The sequence below is a fragment of the Phenylobacterium sp. genome (genome assembly GCF_031425575.1).
In the GTDB taxonomy this organism is placed as follows: domain Bacteria; phylum Pseudomonadota; class Alphaproteobacteria; order Caulobacterales; family Caulobacteraceae; genus Phenylobacterium.
Map to the genome: position 1 here is coordinate 24668 of NZ_JANPJP010000256.1, position 11042 is coordinate 35709.

The window sequence follows — 11042 nt, forward strand, 5'->3', positions numbered from 1 at the left end:
CTGCGCCTGGCGCGCAACCGCGGTTGGGGGGTCAAAGGGGACACGACATGAACTGGTCTCTGGCGCTGCATATCCTCGCGGGGGCTCTGGCCCTGGTGGCGGGCGCGACGGCGCTCGCCACGCCAAAGGGCGGGCGGCTTCACCGCAGGGCCGGAAACGTCTTCCTCGCCGCCATGCTGCTGATGTCGGTGACGGGCGGGATCATCGCCGCCCTCGCCGGGATACGGGTGACTGTGCTGGCCGCTGGCCTGACGGCCTATCTGGTGGGCTCTGGCTGGATGGCGGCCCGCCGCCCCGACGGCGTGGCCGGTCGCCTGGAAGGACTTGCCCTGGCCGCGGGGCTCTGCGTCGCAGCCTATGGCGTCCTGCTTGGCATCGACGCTGGGAACGGCCGCACCGACCTGATTGACGGGACCTTCGCTGTGCCCCCGGCGATCTACTTCACCTTCGCCGGACTCGCAGCGCTGGGGGCGGCGACCGATGGCTGGACCCTGGCCCTCCGCGGCCTGACCCACCGCCCCCGTATCCGCCGCCACGTCTGGCGGATGTGCGGCGCCCTCTACATCGCCGCCAGTTCCTTCTTCACCGGGCAGCAGGACGTCTTCCCCAAAGCCCTGCAGGGCTCGCCCCTCCTGGAGGCGCCCGAGAATCTTGTGCTCGTCCTGTTGCTGTTCTGGCTGGTGCGGGTCTCCCTCTCGAAGCGGTTCGCTCCGACGCCGACCGTGGCCGCAGAGTGACACCCGCGCCCTTACCCCTGGGCACCTAAGGAACCGCCACCGTGCCGCAGCGTTGAGCATCCCGATGGACGGATACATGTCCCCAGGAGCTCCCCCTATGCGCAAGACCCTTCTCGCCGCCGGCATCGCCGCCGCGGCCCTGCTGCCGACCTTCGCCATGGCCCAGCAAACCTGCGAAGAACAGCAGCGTAACAACCGCGTCGCCGGCACTGTCATCGGGGCCGGCCTCGGCGCCGTACTCGGCAGCCAGGTCTCGGGCAACGGCGCCCGCACCGAAGGTTCGGTGATCGGCGCCATCGGCGGCGCGATCGCCGGCAACCAGATCGCCAAGTCGCGCAGCAACTGCGCCAGCGCCAACGCCTACGGCTATTACGACAGCAATGGTGCGTGGCACGCCAACAGCGTCGATCGGGCCAGCGCCGCCGGCTATTACGACCGTGACGGCCGTTGGGTCGACGGTGCGCCGAACGGCTATTACGACAGCCAGAACCGTTGGGTCGCCGCAAACACCAACGCCTCGGCCAGCGGCTACTATGACCGCAACGGCCGCTACGTGCCGGCCTCGGCCAGCGGCTACTACGACGTAAACGGCCAGTGGGTCGGCGCCTCGGCCAGCGGCTACTACAGCAACGGTCGCTGGGTCGCGGGCCCCGCCACGGGCCGCTACGACGCCAATGGCCGCTGGATCCCCGGCCAGGCGGCCGGCCGTCGTGACGCGAACGGCGTCTGGGTCGCCGACGCTCAGCCGGGTTATTACAACAGCAACGGCCGCTGGGTCGCTGGTCAATCATATGGCTATTACGACGGCCAAGGCCGGTGGATCGCCACAGCGCCCGCCGCAAGCGGCTATGGTCAGAACGCCTCCTACCAGCAAGGTACGGGCTGGTCCGGCTCTCCGATGGACGTCCGTGGCCGCCAGGCCTGGCTGCAGGAACGCATTCAACGCGGGTTGAACGACGGCTCCCTGTCGCGGGCCGAGGCCGAACAGGCGCAACGCTCGCTCAACATGATCAGCCGCCAGGAACGTGGCATGCGCCACTACCGCAATGGCCAGCTGGGCAGGCGCGACGCCGCGACCATCCAGGCCAAGCTGGACGTGGTGGCCCGCAACATCCGCGCTGACCGTCGCGACAACGACGGGGCTCCGCGCGGCTATTAAGACCTTCGGCCTCGGCCGATGACGCAGCGGGCCTCCGGCATTGCCGGGGGCCCGTTTGCATGTGGGAAGCTTCAGATTTTGTGGGGTTGAGCCGGGCCGCCTCGCGCCTAGGCTCGGCCGATTGAAATCCGCGAGGCCCCAATGCTCGATCTCCACTACTGGCCCACTCCGAACGGCAAGAAGGTCACCATCCTGCTGGAGGAGCTGGGGGTCGCCTACAACATCGTGCCCGTGAACATCGGCCGCGGCGACCAGTTCACCGACGCCTATCTGAAGATCGGCCCCAACAACCGCATGCCGGTGCTGGTCGACCATCAGCCCGCGGACGGCGGACCGCCGATGAGCGTCTTCGAGAGCGGCTCGATCATGATGTACCTGGCCGAGAAGTACGGGAAATTCTGGCCGCAGGACGTGCGCGGCAAGTACGAGGTCAACCAGTGGGTCGTCTGGCAGATGGCCAACCAGGGCCCCAAGACCGGCGAGCGCGGCCACTTCAGCCGCGTCGACCCCAAGCATGGGGATCAGTCCTACGCCCAGCGCCGGTTCAACCACGAGGTGCACCGCATGTACGGGGTGCTGAACAATCGGCTCTATGACCGCCCCTGGATCGCCGGGGATGACTACACGATCGCCGACATGATCGCCTATCCCTGGACCGCCTCCTGGGAGTTGCAGGGCATAGACATGAGCGAATTCAAATACTTCAAGCGCTGGTGGGACACGATGGCGGCGCGTCCTTCCGTTGTGAAGGGCATGGCGGTGGTGGCCGGCCCGCCCGAGGACCCTGCCACGGTCACCCCCGAGGAACGCGACCGGCGCATGAAGCTGCTTTACAACCAGCGGGCCCGGCCGGCGCCCGACGCCTGATGGCCAGCCTCCCCGTCATCGAGATGAGCCCCCTGTTCGACCGCGGCGACGTGGCGGGCCGGGCGCGGGTGGCGGGCGAGATCGCCCAGGCCTGCGAGGCGCACGGCTTCTTCTACCTGACGGGGCACGGGATCGACCTGGACGTCCTCTCCGGCCTGGAGGTCCAGAGCCGCAGGTTCTTCGCCCTGCCCCCGGCCGAGAAGCTCAGGATCGACATGGCCCGGGGCGGTCGGGCCTGGCGGGGCTTCTTCCCGGTCGGTGGAGAGCTGACCTCCGGCGTCCCGGACCTGAAGGAAGGCCTCTATCTCGGGACCGACCTGCCGGCGGACCATCCGCGCGTGATGGCTCGCACGCCCCTGCACGGCGCGAACCTGTGGCCTGAGGCCCTGCCCGGCCTGCGGTTCGCGGCCGAGGCCTACATGGCGGGAGCGACCCGGGCGGCGGCGGGTCTGATGGAAGCGGTCTCCATCAGCCTGGGGCTGGGCGACGACTATTTCCGCGACACCTACACCGGCGAGCCGACGGTGCTGTTCCGCATCTTCCACTATCCGGCCCGGGGCCCGGGCGAGGGAGACTGGAGCCGGTCCTGGGGCGTGGGCGAGCACACCGACTACGGCCTGCTCACCCTGCTGGCCCAGGACCGTCACGGCGGTCTGCAGGTCAAGGCGCCCGGCGGCTGGATCGAGGCGCCGCCCATCGAGGGCGCCCTGGTCTGCAATATCGGCGACATGCTGGAGCGGCTGACCGGCGGGCGATACCGCTCGACACCGCACCGGGTGAGGAACGTCAGCGGCCATGACCGCCTGTCCTTCCCGCTGTTCTTCGACCCGGACTTCACCGCGAAGATGGTCCCCCTGCCCGGCGCGGCCATCATCACCGGCGCGGACGATCGCTGGGACGGGGCCAGCGTGCACGACTTCGCCGGGACCTATGGCGACTACCTGCTCTCCAAGGTCGCCAAGGTGTTCCCGAACCTGGTGGACGAGGCTCTGAACTAGGCCGCTTGCGCAGCCGCGCCTCGGCGGATCATGAGCCGAGGCGGCGGTCGCCGCGACGGACCAAGGTCAAGCCGCCGCCGGTTCTGCTACTTGGCGCGATAGACCACCTTGCCCCCCACCACGGTCATCACGGCGTGGGCCTTGACGATGTCAGCGAACGGCGCGGTCATCAGGTCGACCGAGAAGACGGAGATGTCGGCGGCCTTGCCGACCGCCAGGTCGCCCAGATCCTTCTCGCGGAACACCGCATAGGCCGCGCCCTTGGTGAGCATGGCCAGGGCCTGGGGCCGGGTCAGAACCTCGTCCAGACCCCAGTTGGGACCGGCGAAGCCCTTCAGGTCGTGGCGGTAGGTCGCGGCGTAGAACTCGATAAGCGGGTCGCCCTTCTCCACCGGCGCGTCGGTGCCCGCGGCCAGGTGCGCGCCGCTGGCCAGCAGCGCCCGCCAGGCATAGGCGCCCTTCAGCCGCGCCTCCCCCAGGCGAGCCGGGGCGAAGTGCAGATCGCCGATGGCGTGGGAGGGCTGCATCGAGGCGATGACCCCGTTGTCGGCGAAGCGCGGGATGTCGTTGGGGGAGATCACCTGGGCGTGCTCGATGCGCCAGCGCGCGGCGCGCAGTTGCGCCGGGTCGCCGTCGAAGGCGGTCTCGAAGGCGTCCAGCACCAGGCGGTTGCCCCGATCGCCGATGGCGTGGATGGCCATCTGGGCCTTGGACTTGCGCGCCGCCGCCAGGGTCTTGGCCACCACCTCGGGCGGCGTCAGCAGCAGGCCGGTCCCCGGCGCGTCGTCATAGGGCGCAAGCAGGGCGGCGCCCCGGGAGCCCAGCGCGCCGTCGATGTACATCTTGACGCCGTTCACCCGCACCAGGCCGGTGGGATCGGCGAACGGGCCGATGGTCAGCAGGGTCCCCTGGCTGGACAGGTCCATGAAGTTGTCCACCCGGATCGGCAGGGTCCCGGCCGCCGCCATGGCGTTCAGGATCGCCACGTCCCTGGCCGCGACACTGACGCTGTGCATCCCGGTCCAGCCCCGGGAGGCGTAGAGGTCCGCCGCGCGCTGGGCGGCTTCGCGCATCTGCCCCTCGGTCGGCGGTGGGACTTTCACCAGGGCCTTGGCGTTGTCCACCAGCAGACCGGTGGGTTCACCCTCGGTGTCCCGGAGGATTTGACCGCCGGCGGGGTCTGGGGTGTCGCGGGTGATCCCGGCCAGGGCCAGCATCTTCGAATTGACGAGGATAGCGTGGCCGTCGGAGCGGCCCAGGACCACGGGGCGATCGGAGACCACGGCGTCCAGGTCGGCGCGGTTGGGGAAGCGCTTCTCAGGATAGTGGGTCTCGATCCAGCCGCGGCCCGACAGCACCTCAGGCCCTGGATGGGCGAGCGACCAGGCCTTCACCTTGGCGGTCATCTCGGCGATCGAAGCGGTCCCTTCCAGGTTCAGGGTCATCTCCCGCAGGCCGACGCCCATCAGGTGGGCGTGGGCGTCGACGAAGCCGGGATAGGCCGCGGCCCCCTTCAGGTCGATAGACTGAGCCTTGCCGGCCGCCTTGCGCGCCTGGGCCAGCGGGCCGGTGAAGGCCACCTTGCCGTCCTTGACCACCAGGGCCTCGACCCTCGGCTGAGCCTCCACGCCGGTATAGATCGGCCCCCCGAAGATCAGCAGATCGGCGGCCTGGGCGACGCCGGAAACGGCGAGGCCGGCGGTCAGGGCGAGGCTGGCGAGTTGGCGGCGCATGGTCGTGACGATTCCCCGTATGATGACGGAATAGAGCCACGATCCCAGAGGTCTGGGAAATGCGTTGCCGCGGCTCCCAGGACTTTCCGCCCATCTGCCTAAGCTTTGCCAGACCGTCTCCGACCTCAAGCTCGACCATTGTGAGTCGTGCCGAACCCATTGTCAGGGGTTCGGCGGTTATCTACGGATATTCAGCTGCATGATCCCTTAGGGCCGGAATTTCGAGCATGGCTAAGTCTATCCCCGTGACGAGTGAACGTCTTGGGCGCATCGTTGAAGAAGCCGCCAGCGAAGTTTATGTATTCTCCGCGAATGATTTTCGCTTTCGTCTCGTCAATAAAGGCGCACGGGAAAACCTCGGATACAGCATTGAAGAGCTTTCGTTGCTCACACCCTGGGATTTGAAGCCTAAAATTACACGAGATGATTTTCTTGTTCTGATCCGACCGCTTCAATCGCGGGAGATCGCAAGGCTTGATTTCAATACCATCCACAGGCGGAAAGACGGAACTGACTACGATGTCGCGGTAAAACTGCAGATGTTCGACGAAGACGATGATGTTGTTTTCTACGCCGCCATTCAAGATACAACAATTAATCGTCGAATTGAAGCCGAACTTCGAGACACAGTTAGACGTCTCGATACAATACTAGACAACACGACTATGGCTGTATTTCTCTTGGATGACCGTCAGCATTGCGTCTTCATGAATAAGGCGGCGGAACAACTGACAGGATACGCTCTTCATGAGACCAGCGGCCGCCCGCTCCACGATGTGATACATCACACCCACCCTGACGGGTCGCCTTTCCCCATTTCCGAATGCGCCATCGACCGCGCATTTCCCGAGAACGCCGGGACACAGGGGGAGGAGATCTTTGTCCACAAGGATGGCTCCTTCTATCCCGTCGCCTTCACCGCCAGCCCCATTCAAGACGACGAGTCGAAGGTCGTCGGCACCATCATTGAGGCGCGGAACATCAGTGGGGAAAAGCGTAGCGAGGAGACGCGCAAGCTGCTGATGCAGGAGGTCGATCACAGGGCGCGCAACGTGCTCTCCATCGTGCAATCCCTCACCAGACTTACGCGCGCCGCGGATCTGGAAACCTACAAGGACGTTCTCACGGGCCGGATTGGCGCCCTCGCCCGCGCACAGACATCCTTGGCTACCCGTCGGTGGGAAGGCGGGCGGCTCGAAGATGTGGTCAGGGAGGAACTGCAAGCCCTTTGCCCCAAGGACAGCGTCGATGCGGGAGGCCCGGAGGTCGAGCTTTCGCCGGAGCAAGTTCAGCCCATCAGCATGCTGCTCCACGAACTGGCGACCAACGCCAACAAGCATGGTGCGTGCAGCCGTAGCGGAGGCCGCGTGTCGGTCACCTGGACACTCGAGGAGCGCAGGGTGACCCTCCGGTGGCGTGAATCCGGCGGGCCGACGATTGTGGAGCCGACGCTGGAAGGCTTCGGTTCGTCCCTGAAGGACAATCTCGCGCGCCAGCTAAGGGGCACGATATCCCGTAAGTGGGAGCCGGCCGGGCTGATTGTGGACGTCGCATTCCCGCTCTAACGAGCGGAGCGTGGCGTAGAGGCCAGCACCCGCTTAGGCCTATCAGAGGCTTGAAACGCGGCCGCACGGGCACCGGCCGGCTGGACCCGGTGAGCAACCCGCTGCAGCGTTAGGCCTCGAGAGGGGCCGCCCCCTCCTTTAGCGGGGCAGTTTGCTCGCACCCATCAGGAAGGCGTCCACGGCCTGGGCGCACTGGCGGCCCTCGCGGATCGCCCAGACCACCAGGGACTGGCCGCGCCGCATGTCGCCGCAGGAGAAGATGTTGGGGGTCGTCGTCTTGTAGTCGGTGACCGGGGCTTTCACGTTGCCGCGAGGGTCGATCTCAACCCCGGCCTGCTCAGTGAAGGCGTTGTGCTTGGGCGAGACAAAGCCCATGGCCAGCAGGACGAGGTCGGCCTTGAGCTGGAACTCGCTGCCTTCAACTTCCTTCAGCACCTGACGGCCGTCGTCGCCCGCCGCCCACTCCATCCGCACGCATTCCAGGGCCTCGATGCGGCCGTTGGAGCCGATGGCCCGCTTGGTGGCGACGGCGAAGTCGCGCTCGCAGCCCTCTTCGTGGCTGGACGAGGTGCGCAGCTTCAGCGGCCAGTTCGGCCAGGTCATGAACTTGTTCTCGCGCACCGGCGGCTCGGGCATGATTTCGAGCTGGGTCACCGAGGCCGCGCCGTGACGGTTCGACGTGCCGATACAGTCGGAACCGGTGTCGCCGCCGCCGATCACCACCACATGCTTGCCGGTGGCCGAGATCGCGCCCTGCGGCGCGGCGCGCAGTTCGTCGTCGCCGGCGTTGCGCTTGTTCTGCTGGACCAGGAAATCCATGGCGAAATGGATGCCGTCCAGCTCGCGGCCGGAGACCTCCAGGTCGCGCGGGTTCTCGGCGCCGCCGGCCATCACCAGCACGTCGTAGTCGTCCAGCAGCCGCTGCACCGAGACCGAGACGCCGATCTCCATATTGGTGCGGAAGATGACGCCCTCGGCCTCCATCTGCGCCACGCGGCGGTCGATGAGGTGCTTCTCCATCTTGAAGTCGGGGATGCCGTAGCGGAGCAGGCCACCGATGCGGTCGCTCTTCTCGAACACCGTGGTGGCGTGACCGGCGCGGGCCAGCTGCTGGGCGCAGGCCAGGCCCGCGGGACCCGATCCCACCACCGCGACGCGCTTGCCGGTGCCGCGAGGCGACATTTCCGGCGTGATCCAGCCCTCTTCCCATCCCTTGTCGACGATGGCGCATTCGATCGTCTTGATGGTGACCGGCGTGTCGATGATGTTCAGGGTGCAGGCCGCCTCGCAGGGGGCGGGGCAGACACGGCCGGTGAACTCCGGGAAGTTGTTCGTCGACTGCAGGTTGTCGAGCGCGATCTTCCACTGGTCGCGATAGACTAGGTTATTGAAGTCCGGGATCTGGTTGTTCACCGGACAACCGGTGTGACAGAACGGAATCCCGCAGTCCATGCAGCGCGCGGCCTGCTTGTTCAGCACCTTCTGCGGCAGCGGGTGGACGAATTCCTTCCAGTTGCGAAGGCGGTCCTGCGGCCTGTCATAGCCGCGATCCTGGCGCTCGATCTCCAGGAAGCCGGTGGGCTTGCCCATGGGTTTACTCCGACTCTGAAATTCTATTCGGCGGCGACGGCGGCGGCCGCCAGACGCTCGGCGGCCATATCGGTGAGCGCCCGGCGATAATCCTTGGGCATGACCTTCACGAAGGAGGTCAGACAGATATCCCAGTTGTCCAGGATCTCCCGGGCCCGCGCGCTGCCCGTATAGAGCAGGTGGCGTTCCACCAGGATCTTCAGGCGCTCAGCGTCGTAGGCCAGCATGTCGCCCATCCCGTTGTTGTCCACCGAGATGGAGCGCTGGCTGGGACGGCCCGGATCGTCGGCGCCGCCGCTGGCCGGGGCCACCTTCTCGATGTCGACCATCGCAGCGTTGCACAGCGGCGTGAAGCGGCCCTTCGGATCATAGACATAGGCGATGCCCCCCGACATGCCGGCCGCGAAGTTACGCCCGGTGTCACCCAGCACCACCACCACGCCGCCGGTCATGTACTCGCAGCCGTGGTCGCCCGTGCCCTCCACCACCGTGACGGCGCCGGAGTTGCGGACGGCGAAGCGTTCGCCGGCCACGCCCTGGAAGTAGGCTTCGCCAGAGATGGCGCCGTAGAGCACCGTGTTGCCGACGATGATGTTCTGGGTCGGATCGCGGCGGCTGTCCTTGGGCTGGCGCACGACCACCCGGCCGCCCGACAGGCCCTTGCCCACATAGTCGTTGCCGTCGCCGATCAGCTCCAGGCTGACGCCACGGGCCGCGAAGGCGCCGAAGCTCTGGCCCGCCGCCCCGTTGAAAGTCAGCGAGATGGTGTCTTCCGGCAGGCCGGCATGGCCATAGGCGCGGGCCACCTCACCCGACAGCATGGCGCCGACGGTGCGGTTGATGTTCTTGATCGGGTACTCGCCGCGCATGGGGGTGCGGTTGGCGAGCGCCTCCTTGGCGTCGGCGATCAGGGTGTTGTCCAGGGCCTTGTCCAGGCCGTGGTCCTGGCGGTCCTGGTTCCACAGGCCCTTGGGTTCGCCGGGCTGGACCTCGTGGAGAATCTTCGACAGGTCGACGCCGCTGGCCTTCCAGTGATCGACGGCCTCGCGCATGTCCAGGCGGTCTACCTGGCCGATCATCTCGTTCATCGTGCGGAAGCCGAGCTGGGCCATGATCTCGCGCAGCTCTTCGGCGACGAAGAAGAAGTAGTTGATCACGTGCTCGGGCTGGCCGGTGAACCGGGCCCGCAGGATCGGGTCCTGGGTCGCCACCCCAACCGGGCAGGTGTTCAGGTGGCACTTGCGCATCATGATGCAGCCGGCCGCGATCAGCGGGGCGGTGGCGAATCCGAACTCGTCGGCCCCCAGCAGAGCGGCGACCGCCACGTCACGGCCGGTGCGCAGGCCGCCGTCGGCCTGGACCGCCACGCGGGTGCGCAGGCCGTTCAGCAGCAGGGTCTGCTGGGTCTCGGCCAGGCCGATCTCCCAGGGGGAGCCCGCATGGGTCAGGGAGGTCAGGGGCGAGGCCCCGGTGCCGCCCTCGAAGCCCGAGATGGTGATGTGGTCGGCGCGCGCCTTGGCCACGCCCGCCGCCACCGTGCCGACGCCAACCTCAGACACCAGCTTCACGGAGATGCGGGCCTTGGAGTTGACGTTCTTCAGGTCGTGGATGAGCTGGGCCAGGTCCTCGATGGAATAGATGTCGTGGTGCGGCGGCGGGCTGATGAGGCCGACGCCCGGCGTGGAGTGCCGAACACGCGCGATGTTGGCGTCCACCTTGTGACCGGGCAGCTGGCCGCCCTCCCCGGGCTTGGCGCCCTGGGCCATCTTGATCTGGATGTCGTCGGCGTTGACCAGGTACTCGGTGGTGACGCCGAACCGGCCGGAGGCCACCTGCTTGATGGCCGAGCGCATGGACGAGCCGTCGGGAAGCGTTTTGTAGCGGTCGCTCTCCTCGCCCCCCTCGCCGGTGTTCGATCGGCCGCCGATCCGATTCATGGCCAGGGCCAGGGTGGTGTGCGCCTCACGGCTAATCGAGCCGAAACTCATGGCCCCGGTGGCGAACCGCTTGACGATCTCCGAGGCCGGCTCCACCGCCTCAAGCGGTAGCGGGGCCTCGGCGGGCTTCAGGCGCATCAGGCCGCGCAGGGTTAGCAGGCGGGTGCTCTGCTCATTGATGGCGTTGGCGAAGGCCCGGTAGTCCTCCGGCAGGTTCGCCCGCACCGCATGCTGCAGTCGGGAGATGGTCTCCGGGGTCCAGGCGTGGACCTCGCCCCGCAGGCGCCAGGCGTAGGTCCCGCCCACGTCCAGCATGTCGCGATAGATCGGGTTGTCGCCGAACGCGTCCCGGTGACGGCGCACGCTCTCCTCGGCGATCTCCTTCAGGCTGACGCCCTCGATGGTGGTCGCCGTGCCGGTGAAGTACTGCTCGATCAGTTCCGACGACAGGCCGAC

Annotated in this window: 8 protein-coding genes; 5 read left to right on the forward strand and 3 right to left on the reverse strand. The window is 67.2% G+C overall.

Annotation, left to right across the window (positions count from 1 at the left end):
• Positions 1-47: 47 nt before the first annotated feature.
• The 4 genes from RMO97_RS14875 to RMO97_RS14890 all read left to right on the forward strand — a co-directional run bounded on the left by RMO97_RS14875 (position 48) and on the right by RMO97_RS14890 (position 3761).
• The gene (locus RMO97_RS14875) at positions 48-737 is read left to right on the forward strand and encodes a DUF2306 domain-containing protein (protein WP_310541826.1); all 690 of its coding nucleotides are present in this window, start codon (positions 48-50) and stop codon (positions 735-737) included.
• Positions 738-834: 97 nt separating this feature from the next.
• Complete coding sequence (locus RMO97_RS14880) at positions 835-1896, forward strand: glycine zipper 2TM domain-containing protein (protein ID WP_310541827.1); 1062 nt, start codon at positions 835-837, stop codon at positions 1894-1896.
• A 141-nt stretch (positions 1897-2037) separates the two neighbouring features.
• Complete coding sequence (locus tag RMO97_RS14885) at positions 2038-2763, forward strand: glutathione S-transferase N-terminal domain-containing protein (protein ID WP_310541828.1); 726 nt, start codon at positions 2038-2040, stop codon at positions 2761-2763.
• Positions 2763-3761, forward strand: a complete 999-nt coding sequence (locus RMO97_RS14890; RefSeq protein ID WP_310541829.1) for a 2-oxoglutarate and iron-dependent oxygenase domain-containing protein — start codon at positions 2763-2765, stop codon at positions 3759-3761. The genes RMO97_RS14885 and RMO97_RS14890 overlap by 1 nt, the downstream gene beginning before the upstream one ends.
• Positions 3762-3847: 86 nt before the next feature.
• Here the strand turns inward: RMO97_RS14890 and RMO97_RS14895 are convergent, their stop codons facing one another.
• A complete protein-coding gene (locus tag RMO97_RS14895) occupies positions 3848-5494 on the reverse strand; it encodes an amidohydrolase (RefSeq protein WP_310541830.1) in 1647 nt (548 codons plus the stop codon).
• A gap of 227 nt (positions 5495-5721) precedes the next feature.
• On the opposite strand from RMO97_RS14895, the gene RMO97_RS14900 reads away from it, so the two are divergent.
• Positions 5722-7059 (forward strand): PAS domain S-box protein, encoded by a 1338-nt coding sequence (locus tag RMO97_RS14900; RefSeq protein WP_310541831.1) that lies wholly within the window; start codon positions 5722-5724, stop codon positions 7057-7059.
• A gap of 138 nt (positions 7060-7197) precedes the next feature.
• Here RMO97_RS14900 and RMO97_RS14905 read toward each other — a convergent pair whose 3' ends face one another.
• Complete coding sequence (locus tag RMO97_RS14905; RefSeq protein ID WP_310541832.1) at positions 7198-8649, reverse strand: glutamate synthase subunit beta; 1452 nt, start codon at positions 8647-8649, stop codon at positions 7198-7200.
• 23 nt (positions 8650-8672) lie between these two features.
• Positions 8673-11042 (reverse strand): glutamate synthase-related protein (locus RMO97_RS14910; RefSeq protein ID WP_310541833.1); only part of this gene is annotated, 2370 nt, incomplete at its 5' end.

Bases quoted from the DNA above. Each gene is read 5' to 3' on its own strand.
- RMO97_RS14895 (WP_310541830.1), bottom strand. From the start codon at position 5,494: ATGCGCCGCCAACTCGCCAGCCTCGCCCTGACCGCCGGCCTCGCCGTT.
- RMO97_RS14875 (WP_310541826.1), top strand. From the start codon at position 48: ATGAACTGGTCTCTGGCGCTGCATATCCTCGCGGGGGCTCTGGCCCTG.
- RMO97_RS14885 (WP_310541828.1), top strand. From the start codon at position 2,038: ATGCTCGATCTCCACTACTGGCCCACTCCGAACGGCAAGAAGGTCACC.
- RMO97_RS14890 (WP_310541829.1), top strand. From the start codon at position 2,763: ATGGCCAGCCTCCCCGTCATCGAGATGAGCCCCCTGTTCGACCGCGGC.
- RMO97_RS14900 (WP_310541831.1), top strand. From the start codon at position 5,722: ATGGCTAAGTCTATCCCCGTGACGAGTGAACGTCTTGGGCGCATCGTT.
- RMO97_RS14905 (WP_310541832.1), bottom strand. From the start codon at position 8,649: ATGGGCAAGCCCACCGGCTTCCTGGAGATCGAGCGCCAGGATCGCGGC.
- RMO97_RS14880 (WP_310541827.1), top strand. From the start codon at position 835: ATGCGCAAGACCCTTCTCGCCGCCGGCATCGCCGCCGCGGCCCTGCTG.